This is a genomic window from Vibrio sp. PNB23_22_6 (assembly GCF_052877535.1).
The window spans coordinates 18,876-34,256 of sequence record NZ_JBNFXP010000026.1; the positions used below are offsets into that span (position 1 = coordinate 18,876).

At 46.9% G+C, this 15,381-nt stretch carries 13 protein-coding genes; 3 read left to right on the plus strand and 10 right to left on the minus strand.

The window, feature by feature from the left end; translation table 11 throughout:
- Window positions 1-89: 89 nt before the first annotated feature.
- The 10 genes from choV to ACVA54_RS16855 all read right to left on the minus strand — a co-directional run bounded on the left by choV (window position 90) and on the right by ACVA54_RS16855 (window position 12,052).
- On the minus strand, window positions 90-1,274 hold the full coding sequence (gene choV, locus ACVA54_RS16810; protein WP_099078989.1) for a choline ABC transporter ATP-binding protein: 1,185 nt from the start codon (window positions 1,272-1,274) through the stop codon (window positions 90-92).
- A 1-nt stretch (window position 1,275) separates the two neighbouring features.
- Complete coding sequence (gene choW / locus ACVA54_RS16815) at window positions 1,276-2,118, minus strand: choline ABC transporter permease subunit (protein WP_446649767.1); 843 nt, start codon at window positions 2,116-2,118, stop codon at window positions 1,276-1,278.
- A 62-nt stretch (window positions 2,119-2,180) separates the two neighbouring features.
- Window positions 2,181-3,119: a choline ABC transporter substrate-binding protein gene (locus ACVA54_RS16820; RefSeq protein WP_099078991.1), complete on the minus strand. Its 939-nt coding sequence runs from the start codon at window positions 3,117-3,119 to the stop codon at window positions 2,181-2,183.
- A gap of 29 nt (window positions 3,120-3,148) precedes the next feature.
- On the minus strand, window positions 3,149-4,849 hold the full coding sequence (betA, locus tag ACVA54_RS16825; protein ID WP_446649768.1) for a choline dehydrogenase: 1,701 nt from the start codon (window positions 4,847-4,849) through the stop codon (window positions 3,149-3,151).
- 19 nt (window positions 4,850-4,868) lie between these two features.
- On the minus strand, window positions 4,869-6,329 hold the full coding sequence (gene betB, locus ACVA54_RS16830) for a betaine-aldehyde dehydrogenase (RefSeq protein WP_099078993.1): 1,461 nt from the start codon (window positions 6,327-6,329) through the stop codon (window positions 4,869-4,871).
- A gap of 16 nt (window positions 6,330-6,345) precedes the next feature.
- Window positions 6,346-6,945: a transcriptional regulator BetI gene (gene betI / locus ACVA54_RS16835; RefSeq protein WP_099078994.1), complete on the minus strand. Its 600-nt coding sequence runs from the start codon at window positions 6,943-6,945 to the stop codon at window positions 6,346-6,348.
- Window positions 6,946-7,362: 417 nt separating this feature from the next.
- Window positions 7,363-8,322 carry an ABC transporter permease subunit gene (locus ACVA54_RS16840; protein WP_216360610.1) on the minus strand — a complete coding sequence of 320 codons (960 nt, stop codon included), beginning with the start codon at window positions 8,320-8,322 and terminating at the stop codon, window positions 7,363-7,365.
- Entirely contained in the window at window positions 8,319-9,173 is an 855-nt protein-coding gene (locus ACVA54_RS16845) for a taurine ABC transporter ATP-binding protein (protein WP_099078995.1), read from the minus strand. The genes ACVA54_RS16840 and ACVA54_RS16845 overlap by 4 nt, the downstream gene beginning before the upstream one ends.
- 36 nt (window positions 9,174-9,209) lie before the next feature.
- Complete coding sequence (gene tauA / locus ACVA54_RS16850; RefSeq protein WP_446649769.1) at window positions 9,210-10,226, minus strand: taurine ABC transporter substrate-binding protein; 1,017 nt, start codon at window positions 10,224-10,226, stop codon at window positions 9,210-9,212.
- Window positions 10,227-10,675: 449 nt separating this feature from the next.
- Window positions 10,676-12,052, minus strand: a complete 1,377-nt coding sequence (locus ACVA54_RS16855) for an aminotransferase family protein (RefSeq protein WP_446596447.1) — start codon at window positions 12,050-12,052, stop codon at window positions 10,676-10,678.
- A gap of 205 nt (window positions 12,053-12,257) precedes the next feature.
- On the opposite strand from ACVA54_RS16855, the gene pdxR reads away from it, so the two are divergent.
- From pdxR to ACVA54_RS16870, 3 genes are all read left to right on the plus strand, one after another.
- Window positions 12,258-13,730: a MocR-like pyridoxine biosynthesis transcription factor PdxR gene (gene pdxR / locus ACVA54_RS16860; protein ID WP_446643978.1), complete on the plus strand. Its 1,473-nt coding sequence runs from the start codon at window positions 12,258-12,260 to the stop codon at window positions 13,728-13,730.
- 98 nt (window positions 13,731-13,828) lie between these two features.
- The gene (locus tag ACVA54_RS16865; protein WP_446649770.1) at window positions 13,829-14,563 is read left to right on the plus strand and encodes a sulfite exporter TauE/SafE family protein; all 735 of its coding nucleotides are present in this window, start codon (window positions 13,829-13,831) and stop codon (window positions 14,561-14,563) included.
- Between the two features lie 11 nt (window positions 14,564-14,574).
- Entirely contained in the window at window positions 14,575-15,345 is a 771-nt protein-coding gene (locus ACVA54_RS16870; protein ID WP_099078999.1) for an SDR family NAD(P)-dependent oxidoreductase, read from the plus strand.
- The last annotated feature ends 36 nt before the right edge of the window (window positions 15,346-15,381 follow it).

Below are 15,381 nucleotides of genomic sequence, written 5' to 3' on the forward strand. Positions count from 1 at the left end.
GCACCTTTTAGTTCTCAATCTAAGGGGTACGGCTCATTTTGTTTTTTGGAGAGGGGCAAACAAACGTTTTGAGACAAGAAACAGCTAAGCTAGGCCACTTGCTTGGACTTAAAGTTACCAAGCAGTGCGTCGTACAGCTCGTTGTCGCTCAGCACGCCCACCAGCTTGTTCTCTTCCACCAGCAAGATAGGTTGATTACTGCGTAGCTTCAGTTCAATCGCCTCGCGCATGCTGATGTCTGGATTGGCTTGAACGACCGAACTTTCGCCAATGTCATCAAGCGTGGTGGAATCACTCTCCCAATTCACCAATGACTTATCGGAATCCACCAGTGTTAAACCTTTCGGTTCTTGTTCAACCCAAATCTGCTTATCAGCACACACCAATACGCGGTCATTTTGCTGCTCAAGCTCGGTGCTGGCTTGCATCAGTGAACGACCTTTCAATACGTTGAGCGGATTAGTGTGAGCCACAAAGTCCGCCACATAATCGTTTTCTGGCGCAAGAATGATTTGCTCAGGCTTGCCGTGTTGAATCAGTTTTCCCGACTCCATAATGGCAATGTTGTTACCGATTTTCAGCGCTTCATCTAGGTCGTGGCTCACAAACAAAATCGTTTTGTTGAGCTTCTCTTGCAGTTGAATCAGTTCATCTTGAAGCTGAGCGCGTATCAAAGGATCGAGCGCGGAAAACGGCTCATCCATCAACAAGATGTCAGTATCCATAGCAAAGGCGCGAGCTAAACCAACACGCTGCTGCATACCACCCGAAAGCTCATGCGGGAACTTACTCTCCCACTCACTCAACCCAACCATGTCTAGTTGTTCACGCGCCTTTTTACGACGTTCAGCTTTGCCAATGCCCTGCATCTCAAGTCCAAACGCCACGTTGTCTAACACCGTTAACCACGGCATAAGCGCAAACTTTTGGAACACCATCGACACGCGGTGAGTACGCAAGTTACGCAGAGTCTGTTCGTCACACTTGGCAAGCTCTACCATGTCGTCGCCATCTTTGATTTTGAGCGAACCACGAGAGATCTCATTCAAACCATTGACGGCACGAAGTAAGCTAGATTTTCCCGAGCCGGACAACCCCATCAATACACAGATCTCACCTTGTTTGACGCTCATTGAGACCTTATCGACGCCAACCACTTGCCCGGTTTCATCAATGATCTCTTGGCGAGACTTGCCTTGGTCTAGTAGCGCTAGTGCTTGCTCTTGCTGATGCCCAAACACAACGTCGAGGTTTTCAATCGTAATTGCATCCATATTATGCCTCCTTTTGGTTTGGCGCTTTGCACAAACGGTCAAGAATAATCGCGACCAGAACAATTGCTAAACCCGCTTCAAAACCTTGAGAAATGTTCACCGTATTCAGTGCTCGCACGACGGGTTTACCCAACCCGTCGGCACCGACTAGCGCAGCAATCACCACCATAGAAAGCGACAACATAATACACTGGGTAACGCCCGCCATAATGCTTGGCAATGCCGCTGGCAGCTCGACTTTAAACAGCAGTTTCATGCGGCTCGCACCAAAGGCTTTACCCGCTTCAATTAACTCTTCCGGCACTTTGGTGATGCCAAGGTAAGTCAGACGAATCGGTGCGGCGATGGCAAAGATAATGGTGGAAATCAGCCCCGGTACGATACCTAAACCAAACAGAACCAGTGTTGGGATCAGATACACGAACGTTGGTACGGTCTGCATTAAATCGAGTATTGGGCGCAATAAGGTGTACAACCACGGGCGATGCGCCGCCATGATGCCGAGTGGCACGCCAATTAATACGGACATCGTTGTCGCAGCGAAGACGAGAACAAAGGTTTCCAGCATTTCTTGCCAGTAGCCGAGGTTAAGGATGGTCAGCAGCGACAACACGATAAACACCATCAATGGAATGCTGCGGTGTAAGAACCACGCAATCGCAGCAGTCAGGATGATGGGTGCTGCCGGTGGCATCCATTTGAAAATATCCACCACGAAAAGAATGATGGTTTCGAGAAAGATAGAGATAGCATCAAAGAAGCCCGACGCATTCATGGTTAACCAATCCACGCCCGTTTCCATCCATTCGCCCAACGGAAGTTTGTTGTCCGTAATAAAATTCACAATAAAACCTTTGTGTTAAAAGGCGGGCATCGCTGCCCACCTGTTCCTTAAGAGAGGAATGATTAAGCGTTTGTTTTTAGGTAAGAAGTCATCGCTTGTTTTGCGTCTTTACCGTCCAGCGTTTTCACGCCTTCTAGCCACGCTTCAAATTGTTGAGGGTTGGCATTCAACCATTCTTGCGCCGCTTTCGCTGGCTTCTGTTTTTGGTTCAGAATCGCCTCCATCAACTGGTTTTCCATCTCTAGACTGAACTCGAGATTTTTAAGCAGTTGACCCACGTTTTGACACTCAGATAGGTAGTCTTGGCGTACGTTGGTGTAGACATTCGCACCACCGTAATTAGGACCAAAGTAGTCGTCACCGCCCGATAGATATTCCATCTCAACGTTGCTGTTCATTGGGTGCGGTGCCCAACCTAGATAAACGATCCACTGGTTACGGCGCACTGCGCGAGACACCTGAGACACCATGCCCGCTTCGCTTGATTCCACTAGGCTGAAGTCTTTCAAGCCGAATGCATCGCTGTCGATCATATTTTGAATCAAACGGTTACCATCGTTACCCGGCTCAATGCCGTAGATGCGGTCTTTAAATTTGTCGGCATGCTTTGCCAAATCAGCAAAGCTTTTCACGCCTGCGTCATAGACGTACTTTGGCACTGCTAGTGTGTATTTCGCACCTTCAAGGTTTGCGCGAACGGTTTCCACTGTGCCAGCTTCACGGTATTTGGCGATATCGCCTTCCATGGTTGGCATCCAGTTACCTAGGAATACGTCAATGTCACCGTTTGCCATTGAAGAGTACGTCACAGGTACAGACAGAAGATCGGTCTTGGTTTTGTAGCCCAAGCCTTTTAGCAGTTCGGAGGTCACAGCAGTGGTTGCGGTAATGTCCGTCCAACCTACATCGGCAAATCGAACGGTTTCACATTGGTTAGCGTAAGCACCTGTCGCCACTGCACTCAGTGCGATAGATGAAAAGATTTTTGTCATCGTAGACATGTTTAAATTCCTTGTAATGATTGCTGACTTTATGAGATTGAGCTTAAGTCTCTTTTCGGCGGACGCATTCTTTGCGTCTCTTGCCAGTTCGGAGCAATCCAAACCGGTGTATTATTCGATTCTTCGAGCGCATTACCCAAGATCATGTCCGCGGCACGCTCTGCCACCATGATGGTTGGTGCGTTTAAGTTGCCATTGGGTATGGTTGGGAAGATGGATGAATCCACAACGCGCAAACCTTCAATGCCGCGCACTTGGCAAGTTTCATCCAGCACTGCCATTGGGTCATCATCTGCGCCCATTTTGCAGCTACACGATGGGTGATAAGCACTTTCCACATTTTGCTTCACCCACTCATCAATCGCTTCATCGCTAGAGATGTGAAGACCGGGTTGGATCTCTTCACCGCGGAACGCATCCATTGCAGGTTGATTGAGGATTTCACGCGTAAGACGAATACAGTCTCGCCAATCCTGCTTATCTTGTTCGGTCGAGATGTAGTTGAACTCGATTTTTGGCTTGTCATTTGGGTTAGCAGAAACCACTTCGACACTGCCGCGACTCTCAGGTTTGTTTGGACCAACATGCACTTGGAAGCCGTGACCATCAAACGCAGCACGACCGTCATAACGCATTGCCGCAGGCAGGAAGTGATATTGAATGTTTGGCGACTTCAAACCTTCACGAGAACGGATGAACGCACACGATTCAAAGTGGTTGGTCGCGCCCAAACCCTTGCGGGTCAGAATCCACTCGGTACCAATCAAACCTTTGCTGATCAAACCTAACTTGCTGTTGAGAGTGATCGGCTGTTTGCAGTGATACTGGAAGTACACTTCAAGGTGGTCTTGCAGGTTCTTACCCACGCCTTCGAGCGCGTGATTCACTTCAATGCCCGCTTTCTCAAGTACAGACTGTGGACCAATACCCGAAAGTTGAAGTAACTGTACCGAGCCAATAGAACCTGCGCTCGATACCACTTCTTTATTGACGAAACATTGTTTAATTTTGCCAGATTGCTCGAACTCAATACCGACCGCTTTTTTACCCTCAAGTAAAATTCGATGAGCGGTCACGCCTTTCATCAAAGTGAAGTTGCTGCGGTTTTTCGCACGGCTTAAGTAAGCGTTAGAGGTAGAAGCACGCACGCCTTTGTCTACCGTCATGTGCATAGGACCGAAGCCCTCTTGCTGATAGCCGTTGTAGTCTTGCGTTTCTGGGTAGCCTGCATCTTTACCTGCTTCTATAAAAGCTTGGTAAAGCGGGTTCAGCTTCATGTCGTTACCATTGCACGTCCCTACAGGACCGCTGTCACCACGGTAATCGTCAGCACCGCCCGTCCAAGTTTCCGCTTTACGGAAATACGGCAGACACGCTTGGTAGTTCCAGCCTTTCGCGCCTTCTTCTTCCCATTCGTCAAAGTCACAAGCATGACCACGAACATAAACCATGCCGTTGATCGACGAGCTGCCGCCTAACACTTTGCCGCGTGGGCAATGCAGTTGACGTCCATCTAACCCATCTTCAGCAACAGTTTCGAACTGCCATGCGTACTTTTCGCTGTTCATTGGGTAAGACAGCGCCGTTGGCATCTGGATGAAGATGCTCTTGTCTGAGCCACCCGCTTCCAACAGCAAGACTTGATGCTGACCGCTTTCACTCAGGCGATCGGCCAAGACACAGCCTGCCGAGCCCGCACCGACGATGATGTAATCGTAGTGTTGTTGCATTACAAATCCTCCTGACTGGTTACGCGTAAGGGCTGTCGAAATCACCCAAATGCACTAACACGCTCTTAGTTTGGGTGTAATGCTTAAGGGTCTCGACGCCGTTTTCACGTCCAATGCCAGACAATTTGTAACCACCAACTGGCATTTCAGCTGGGGAATCACCCCACGTGTTAATCCAACAAATGCCTGCTTGGATTTGGTGAATAACACGGTGTGCACGAGACAGATTTTGCGTAAACACGCCTGCTGCAAGCCCGTAATCGGTGTTGTTGGCACGAGCAATCACTTCGTCCTCGTCACTGAACTTCAACACTGACATCACGGGACCGAAGATTTCTTGCTGCACATGCGGCATGTCGTCTTGGCAATCAATGAAAACCGTCGGCACAACAAAATTACCGCTCGCCAAGCCGTTTTCTGTGACTTTATAGCCGCCAGTCAGCAACGTTGCATTGCTTGCTTTCGCTTGTTCAATGGCGGAAAGGACTTTTGATTCGTGCTCTTTGGAAATTAGTGCGCCGATTTGAGTTTGTTCATCAAGCGGATCGCCAACCACCAGCAGCTCAGTACGCTTCTTAAGTTGAGCGACAAACTCATCATAAATAGCTTCATGAACGAATACACGAGTACCGTGCGTACAAACCTCACCTTGGGTATAGAAGTTTGCCACCATTGCAGCAGAAACCGCGTCGTCTAGCTTGGCATCATCAAAAATGATCATTGGCGATTTACCGCCAAGTTCCATAGTGACTTGCTTTAGCGTCGCAGCGCTGTCACCCATCACAACTTTGCCAGTTCCGGATTCACCCGTGAAGGAGACTTTAACGATGTCTGGATGTGCGGTGAGCATTTGCCCTACTCGGTAGTCACCTTGAATAACGTTGAACACGCCATCAGGCAATCCAGCTTCGCTGTAGATTTCTGCCAATTTGAGTGCGGTTAACGGGGTTTCTTCTGATGGCTTAAAGATCATCGCATTACCCGCAGCCAGCGCAGGGGCAGATTTCCACATCGCGATTTGAATTGGGTAGTTCCACGCGCCAATACCCGCACAAATGCCCAGAGGCTCGCGACGAGTATAGAAAAACTGCGATTCATTCAGCGGTTGCTGTTCACCATGCATGCTAGGCGCAAGACCTGCGTAGTATTCGATCACATCTGCGCCCGTTGCAATGTCTACGCAATTCGCTTCTTGAATCGGCTTGCCCGTATCCGCAACTTCTAGTGCCGCCAGTTCGTCATTTCTTTCACGAAGTAGCGCCACCGCTTTAAGCAGGATGCGACTGCGCTCTGTCGCCGTCATGGCTGACCAAATTGCAAAACCGCGCTTGGCAGATTCAATTGCCGCTTCCATATCTTGCTGGTTAGCCTGCTTCACATTCGCAATCGGCTCACCATTGGCGGGATTGTATGTGGTGAAGTGTTCTTCTGAGCATCCTAGGTGCGTGGCACCATCGATGTAGTGTGCTTTCATATCCATTTTCAGGTTTGACTCTTTATTTTTGTTTTGAGTAGAACGTGAGTTGTTTATCGAGATAGTCGTTAATGATGACGCGTGCTTTCTCGGCATCGATGCCTTGCGGGTTGAGCGTGCCGCGTAGCCAAATGCCATCAATTAATGACGCAATACCATGCGCCACCAGCTCAGCTTGGTTTTGATCCAGCAAAGCTTTTAATTCTTTTTTCAGGTGTGAGATGAGACGTCGTTCATTGACTCGTTGCAGACGTTTGAGCTGTTCGTCATGCATCGAGTAGGACCAGAAAGCCAGCCAAGTTTTTGCTACTTGGTTCTCGGCCTGGAAGCCGACGAAATTAGCGTCAATGATGGCATTAATTCTTTGGTGGTGCGCATCACTAGGGATCTGGCTTAGATTGATTTTAGTGGTGGCGGAAAGCTGGCGAAGGATTTCACGCATGGTTTCTTCGAGCAAACCGTGCTTACCACCGAAGTAGTGATTAATGATCCCTGTAGATACTCCTGCTTCTTTGCTGATCAACGAAATGCTCGCAGCGTGTAAACCTACTCTGTCAATGACCGACATCGTCGCTTTGACTAGCTGAGGTTTTCTGATTTCAGGCATCCCAACCTTGGGCATTTTGCATCCTTGTAAATTTTAATTGAACGGTTAGTTAAATATAAAATGCCTGAAATTTAGTTCGAGTTCAAATTATTTTTCTGTTTTTTACTTATATAAACCCTCCTAAACATCCATTGAAATAGAGAATATGTCAATTCGTATACATACAATAAATAAGAAGAAATACAAATAAATACCACTATATAACAACAAGTTAAGTAAACATTCATTCAGAGCAATACTGATGTCAGCGTCATTCAACTAATCACGGAACACTTCTCATAAAGTCGCTCTCGACACAATTAAAATTTGAACTGAATGTATTTTTTGTAACCAGTGTCTTTGGTTTAATGAAGGTTGTATGGTATCGAACTAAGCGTTTTAAAAGCGCAAAAAAGGGGCCAATGCCCCTATTTGTCGATGTTTGATGATAGATTAGTAGCCTTTCCAAGGTACCAGTTTCTTCTCTAGGTAGCGCATCAGCAAATCAAATGAATACGCAATCAGTCCGATGATAATGATGCCGGCAATCACCACATCTGTCACAAGAAACTCGGCCGCATTAAGCACCATGTAACCGATCCCCGCTTCTGCAGCGACCATTTCACTTGCTACCAAGGTTGTCCAACCAAATCCGATCCCAATTCTTAATCCGGTTAGAATTTCAGGTAAAGCACTTTTAATGATCACATGATAAAGCACCTGCCCTTTGGATGCGCCCATCGAGTAAGCCGCTTGTATTTGCTCGCTTTTGGCTGATGCAACGCCGGCACGCGCACTGAGCGCGATCGGTGCAAACATAGCGAGATAAATCAACGTGACCTTGCTCGTTTCATCGATTCCAAGCCAAATAATCACTAAAGGTAAGTAAGCCAACGGTGGAAGAGGACGATAAAACTCAATCAGTGGATCGAAAACGCCTCTCACCCACACATTTGATCCAATTAAAATGCCAATTGGCACAGCAGTGACAACGGCCAAAGCAAAAGCCCCAAATACTCTGCCCAAACTCGCCAAGAGATGAGCTTCCAACGATACCCCAGAGAATCCGTTCACAAAAAGGTCGACAAATCGCTCCAGTACCGCATTAGGGGAGGGAAGAAACAACGGCTTAACCAAACCTAGTTCAGTCACAACCGCCCATAGCCCAATAAAAAACAGGGTAGAAATGACTGAGATCACGCGCGAGTTACCTTGACCAGGCTCTCCGTAATAACTTCCTGGGGTCTGGGTTTTGTTTTTTACCCACTGTACAAGCCGATAAAAAGGCGGGGTTGAATGCATTTCACTTTGTTGTGCGACGTTCGCTTGTGGCTCACCAGCAGCTTCTGACGTATGCTCTCCTTTCGCCTCTGAATGTTCAAGGCGTTCATGGTTTATTACGGCTTCACTCATAACGCTACCTCCACAATTTCATCTTGATGGATGATGGAAAGAATTTTTTCTCGCATTTCTATAAAATCAGGCATCGACTTAACCGCACGCGCATCTCGACACTCAAGAAAACGTTGATTGAAGTCTAAATTGAAACTGTGCGTTATACGCCCCGGTCGGGGGGACATCACGATCAGCTTCGAAGCCATGAACAGCGCTTCTTCGACACTATGGGTAATGAAAAACATCATTTTATTGGTCGCTTGCCATGCGTCTAACAGCAGCTCCTGTAACGTTTCTCGCGTTAGTGCATCCAGAGCACCCAAGGGCTCATCCAGTAATAGGATACTAGGGTCATTGGTTAGCGCTCGTGCAATTCCGACTCGCTGCTGCATGCCACCAGATAGCTGATAGACTTTATGCTGATGGAAGTCTTCTAGCCCAACGAGCTGTAAATACTTCGCAGCCCTTGCAAGTCGCTCTTTTTTCGCGACACCTTGGAGCTTTAAGCCAAATGCCGTGTTCTCAATCACATTCATCCATGGAAACAGCGCATGTTTTTGAAACACCACGCCTCGGTCTGCACCCGGGCCGATGATTTGATCGCCAATGTCTCGTCCCATGGTCACCCTAGGTAACCCTTCCACTTGTGAGTTGCCTAACGTAAGATAACCGGATGTTGGCGGGATGAATCCAGCCATCAAATTTAGGAGCGTTGTCTTACCACATCCTGATGCGCCAAGCGCGACAACGAGTTCACCTTGCTCAATTTGAAGATTAACTCCCGAAAGTGCCGTCACGGGCTCTCCCCCTTCCCTGCCTTCATAGATGACAGAAACATCCTCAATTTTTAGTGTTTTCTTCAAAGACATGCGCCTACTCCTTTCACGTTCATTGACTAAGTGTTGCTATTTCGCCTTCGCATTCTTTGCAAAGCTCGGATTGACAAATACGCTGTAGTCAGGCTGAAGAGCAGAGATTTTCTTTTCTTTCAGTAGGAATTCTGAAGTGGCTTTCAACGCTTGAACCGCACCACCTTCACTGCCACAACCAAGCCACTGACAAGAAAGCTGGGTATTAATGTCCATGAACTCATACAGTTTCATGGCTTCAACAACCCCTTCAGGTTCACCACCTGCAAGTTTCGCTACTGAAATCGCCATCGGGTTATCGGCTGTGAATGTCTCTTTTTGATCACGGTATTTCGCGTCCACTTCGGCTACGACCTTAATCAAATCCGTGACGAATTCTGGATGCTTTGCCGTAAACTCTTTACTCGCAATCATGCCATCAAAGGTGGGTTTTCCCCATGCACTCAATTGTTTTGAGGAAATCAATACACTGCCATCTTGCTTAATTTTGCCAAGTGCAGGATCCCAAATAAACGCACCATCAATATCACCACGCTGCCACGCTGCCATAATGGCATTCGGCTGCATGTTAATGAGTTTCACCTCTTTTTCTGATAAACCAAACTGCTCCAAGGCGAACAACATGTGGAAGTGCGTGGTGGAGACGAATGGAACCGCTATACGCTTACCCTTAAGATCGGATGGAGAGGTGATTCCGCTGCTATTTTTTACCACCAGCGCCTCAGCATCAGCGATGTTTTCCGTCACCCATACCAGTTCCATTTCAACACCATTGCTTGCTGCACTCGCAATTGGGCTTGATCCTGCAACGGTCATGTCCACCGCTCCAGCCGCCATTGCGGTAATGGCCTTCGCGCCAGAATCAAATTTGCGCCACTTGATCTCATAGCCGGTTTCTTTCTCAATCAACTTCTGATCAATGGCGTATTTCAAAGGATTAAACATTCCTTGGTAGCCTATGGTGACTTCCTCTGCGCCGACTTGAAACGAACACGCCAATACGCTAGTCATGGCTAGAGTTTTAACGAGTGTGCTTTTCAATAATGTTTTCATCTTCACTTCCTCATGTGCTGTATGACATCTTCCACACTAATGAGAAGTCACTCGCAATGTTAGTGCCAGAGTATTTCTTTATTGGTCCAGATGCGCACCAAAACTAGGCTCAGAAATGCACCCAAATTGTGCAAAATCTCTACGCAACCGGAGCTAAGAACAATCGAAGCTAAGAACAATTGAAGCTAATCAAAGAGTTTGAATTATTTGAGAGGACAATGGAAAAGAAGAAGAAGGCAACCGAGATAACAGATATGATGCAAGATACAAGAGACACACAGTAAAAAGCGAACTAAGAAGGACTATCTCGCACAGGCAACACCTAGATAAACACATTCTTACGCGTTACATCGAGCAAACTTGTTTGACAGATACGATGACGCAGTAGTATCACTGCTGCGTCATCGTGCCCTATAAGCTTTGGGCGAAAATTACGGTTTAATTAGCCGTTACAACTGATGAAAAACTTTTGCCATGATCGCCACGATCTCATCCGCTTGTTCCATTGACAAGGTTAGTGGAGGACTCAAACAGATGGTGTTGTTCAACGATGAAAACGACCGATTAGTGCGTCCAACGAGCAAACCATGTTGCATACACTTCGCAGAAAATTGCGCTAGAACGCTCTCATCTACCGGTACCTTTGTTTCTCGATCCTCTACTAATTCAAGGCCGATAAATAGCCCTTTCCCACGTACGTCCCCAATAATAGTAAACTGAGTTTGAAGCACTTCAAGCTGAGTTTTTAAGTATTCTCCTACATGGGCAGCATTCTCGACCAGACCTTCTTCCTCAATAATTTTCATGTTCTCAAGCGCGGCCGCCGGACCTATGGTGCAGCCGCCAAAGGTGCTGATATCTCGGAAGTAATCAAATTTATCACTAGGATCTTGCTTAAACAGGTCAAATACCGCTTCCGTTGTCACCGTGCAAGAAATTGCGGCATACGCCGAAGCAACGCCTTTCGCCATCGTGACAATGTCAGGCTTTAAGCCATAATGCTGATAACCAAACCAGCTTCCAGTACGTCCAACGCCACAGACAACCTCATCAACATGAATCAGGATATTGTACTTGTTACAAATCCTTTGAACTTCTTGATAGTACCCTTCCGGAGGAGTGATGACCCCACCTCCCGCCGTAATGGGCTCAATCACAATTGCACCTACCGTTTCCGGTCCCTCTCTCAGGATGACCTCTTCTAATAGTTGTGCCGCTTTAATACCATAGTTATCGCTATCTTCAAATTGACTACGATATTCACAGCAATGAGGAAACTCGACAAAACCAGGCGTAAACGGTCCGTACTGTTGACGTCGCTCCTCCTGTCCCGTTGAACTCAAGCAAGTGATGGTGGTGCCGTGATAATCTCGCTCACGATATAAGATTTTGTGTTTCTTTCCGCCATATTTCTTGTGCGCAATTTGACGCACTATTTTATAAGCTTTTTCATTCGCTTCTGAGCCTGAGTTAGAAAAGTACACTCGGCTCATTCCGGGCATTTTTTCAATCAACTTGTTGGCAAACTCTGCCATGATTGGCGAACCTGCCGTGCCCGCAAAGAAGTTAAGGCGCATTGCCTGTTCCTTGATCACGTTAGCAATTCGCTCTCGACCATAGCCAACGTTGACACACCAAACACCGCCAGAACTCGCATCAAGGTAGCGATTACCATTCACATCCCAAATATATTCACCTTTGCCCGATGACATAATCAACGGCGCTTGCTCTTCAAATGGTGCATGTTGAGTGATGTGGTGCCAAACGTGCTTTTTGTCCCACTCCACTATTTGCGCTTTCATCTCTGGGGTTAGCTGCTGATCCATATTCGTTCTCCTTCCTTGCTTTATTTCAACCTAAAGCAATGCAAGGCCTCATCAATAGATCCAGTCGCATTTATTTATGGTGACAGGCGTCGGGGAAGCTATGGCACAGTTCCTGCGTTGCCATTCATTAGCGTGATAACGCTGATGGCTATAAACAATGGATATCAAACTGCAAAGGATGCGAACATTGAAAAGCGATTACTTAATGCACATACAATTCTCGCCAGAAAGAAGCTTACAAGAACAGATTCGAGAGCACTTACTGGAAGCAATACGAAGCGGCATTTTTGGAAATAATGCCCTGCCATCGTGTAGAAAGCTCGCATCCATGTTAAGGGTGTCGCGCAACACTGTTGTACTGGTCTATGATCGACTCGTCGATGAAGGGTATCTAATTTCACAAGAGCGGAGTGGTTATTTCGCCAATCACAATGCCCTCTCAGAGAATCCGTTTCCTACACCCAACCAGCTAAATCACCTTAATCCCGACCAAATTAGTGCAAAACCTGCGCACTTTTGGTTCAAGCGCGTTAAGCATGACGTGACAACACAGCGAAACATTGCGAAGCCTTCAAACTGGAAGGATTACCCCTACCCATTCTTATTTGGGCAGCCTGATCATGCTCTATTTCCATTAAATCATTGGCGAGAGTGCTGTCGATTGTCACAGCGTGCCGGGATAGTCAAAGATTGGATTTCAGATTCGATTGACAATGACGATCTCGCGTTAGTAAAGCAACTACAAACGAATGTATTACCCAAACGATCCATTCAAGCCTCGCAAGACCAAATCCTCATCACCATTGGCACGCAGAATTCGCTTTACCTTCTTGCTCGGCTACTCGGTGACAAAGAAACGCGTTTAGCCGTTGAAGAGCCCGGATACCCTGATGTTCGCAATATTTTTTCATCTCATGGCGCAACAATTGTCCCTATAAACGTCGATTGCCAAGGCATCGAAATCAATGACAAACTTAAAAGCTGCGACTATGTTTATGTCACGCCTAGCCATCAAGTACCGACAAATGTCACCATGTCAATGCAGCGACGCCAAGCACTGCTTCACGCTGCTGAAAAATACGATTTTGTCATTATAGAAGATGATTATGAAAGCGAAATCAATGTCCTTAGCCAAGCGAGCCCCTCGTTAAAGAGCCTGGACACTAACGGCAGAGTCATTTACATCGGTAGCCTATCAAAATCACTGTCTCCCGGATTACGACTTGGTTACATGGTTGCCGATGCGCCTCTTATCGACGCAGCAAGAGCATTGCGGCGGTTAATGTATCGCCATCCCCCAGCCAACAATCAGAGAACTTGTGCACTGTTTATCTCACTAGGCTATTACGATGCCTATTTGAGGAAACTGCGCAAGTGCTACCAACAGAGATGGACCACCATGCGGCAAGCCCTCATGAACCATCTTCCGCAGTGCATCACTACTGCAACCGTTGGTGGAAGCGCATTCTGGCTAAAATTACCAAATCACACAGATTGCGAGCAATTCACTGCCGTGGCAAGGGACATCGGCGTTTTGGTCGAACCCGGGACGATTCATTTTTCTCGATTTCAAAAAGATCATCGCCGTTATATTCGTCTAGGTTATTCCGCTATCGATAGCGACAAAATTGAACTAGGGATCAAAAAGCTAGCTCAGTTACTCAACGAAAAAGCGTAACCAGATATTTGTACCAACAAATATGACTAACTGGTACTAATAGAATCACAAGCACTTACCTACTATTCCCGTAACAACTTCAATTAAAGGGAGAGAGTATGGTAAGTGAGGTCGTTATCGTTGGCACACTGATCCTAGCCGGACTCATTCGTGGATATACCGGATTTGGCTTTTCTGGTCTTATGATCGTGGCACTGTCCATTTTCTATCCTGTTGCTGATTTGGTGCCGGCCATACTACTGGTGGATCTATTCATTTCCTTACCATTAGTTGCGACTTGCTGGAAACAAGCAGATTTCACCATCCTTACTCCATTGCTGTGGGCCACAATGTTAGGTATTCCTTTTGGCTTGGGTCTCCTGTATGCCTTGTCTGATGAACTTTTGAAAGTATTGGTACCAAGCACTATCTTGACCTTAGCTTTCCTATCCCGGCACCCTAGCCTCCTTATTCAAAAGCTGTCGCAGTCAAAACTGTTATGCGGGTTCACCTCTGGTTGGACAACAAGTGCGGTCTCTTCTGGTGGAACGCCAGTGGTTATGTACATGCGACAACAAGCGTTAAGCAATAGCGTAAAACGCGCCTCTCTCATTTGCTATTTCTTTCTCGTCAACTGTTTAGCGGTAGGTGGAAATTATACCATCACCAAACAATGGGCGATGTTGCCGAGCAATCCGGTGATTTATGTATTGATCGCGTTCTTATCCGCATTAGCGGGTCGGCGGCTATTTATTTACAAGGACTTCGAATCTATCCATGAGGTTGCCTTTTACCTATTGCTAACGGTTTCCAGCGGCACCTTAATCATCGCGGTCTGGTCATTATTTTCTTAAGGAGATTACACATGAATACACGATCAACACCAACCGTTTTCATTACTGGTGCCACCTCTGGCTTTGGACGCGCAGCAGCACGTCGATTTGCGCAAGAAGGATACTCACTGGTATTAACCGGACGACGAAAAGTGCGACTTGACCAACTTGCGGACGAGTTAGCCATGGAATGCAATGTTTATACGGCTCAACTGGATGTAAGAAGCAGCGAAGAGATTGCAACCCTCATCGCGGATCTACCCTCTGAATTTGCGAACATTGAAATATTGATTAACAACGCTGGCCTAGCGCTAGGAGCAACACCCGCTGACCAAGCCTCGATAACCGACTGGCACACCATGATAGACACCAACGTCACTGGGCTCGTTAACGTCACCCATGCGTTATTGCCTACACTGTTAAAACAGCCCAAAGCCACCATCATTAACCTAGCCAGTATTGCGGCGAACTGGTGCTACCCAGGAGCCCATGTTTATGGAGCAAGTAAAGCTTTCGTGGCCCAGTTTTCCCGTAATTTACGCAGTGATTACGCCGGTACAAAACTGCGTGTCACGAGCCTTGAACCCGGGTTATCAGAAAGTGAATTTAGCCTCGTACGCTTTAACGGTGACCAAGCGAAATACAATGAGATTTACGATGAGACGAATCCTCTCCAACCCGAAGACATCGCTGACATCATGTTGTGGATTGCAGAACAGCCATGTCATATAAATATTAACAGCTTAGAAGTAATGCCTACCAGCCAAGCATGGGACAACTTTAAAATAGTGAAATCAAAATAGTGTTTGCGAATGTTCAGTCTGCACTTATCTTAAGCG

Bases quoted from the DNA above. Each gene is read 5' to 3' on its own strand.
- ACVA54_RS16855 (WP_446596447.1), bottom strand. From the start codon at position 12,052: ATGGATCAGCAGCTAACCCCAGAGATGAAAGCGCAAATAGTGGAGTGG.
- tauA (WP_446649769.1), bottom strand. From the start codon at position 10,226: ATGAAAACATTATTGAAAAGCACACTCGTTAAAACTCTAGCCATGACT.
- ACVA54_RS16820 (WP_099078991.1), bottom strand. From the start codon at position 3,119: ATGTCTACGATGACAAAAATCTTTTCATCTATCGCACTGAGTGCAGTG.
- ACVA54_RS16840 (WP_216360610.1), bottom strand. From the start codon at position 8,322: ATGAGTGAAGCCGTAATAAACCATGAACGCCTTGAACATTCAGAGGCG.
- ACVA54_RS16870 (WP_099078999.1), top strand. From the start codon at position 14,575: ATGAATACACGATCAACACCAACCGTTTTCATTACTGGTGCCACCTCT.
- betA (WP_446649768.1), bottom strand. From the start codon at position 4,849: ATGCAACAACACTACGATTACATCATCGTCGGTGCGGGCTCGGCAGGC.
- pdxR (WP_446643978.1), top strand. From the start codon at position 12,258: ATGCACATACAATTCTCGCCAGAAAGAAGCTTACAAGAACAGATTCGA.
- choV (WP_099078989.1), bottom strand. From the start codon at position 1,274: ATGGATGCAATTACGATTGAAAACCTCGACGTTGTGTTTGGGCATCAG.
- betB (WP_099078993.1), bottom strand. From the start codon at position 6,329: ATGGATATGAAAGCACACTACATCGATGGTGCCACGCACCTAGGATGC.
- ACVA54_RS16865 (WP_446649770.1), top strand. From the start codon at position 13,829: ATGGTAAGTGAGGTCGTTATCGTTGGCACACTGATCCTAGCCGGACTC.
- betI (WP_099078994.1), bottom strand. From the start codon at position 6,945: ATGCCCAAGGTTGGGATGCCTGAAATCAGAAAACCTCAGCTAGTCAAA.
- ACVA54_RS16845 (WP_099078995.1), bottom strand. From the start codon at position 9,173: ATGTCTTTGAAGAAAACACTAAAAATTGAGGATGTTTCTGTCATCTAT.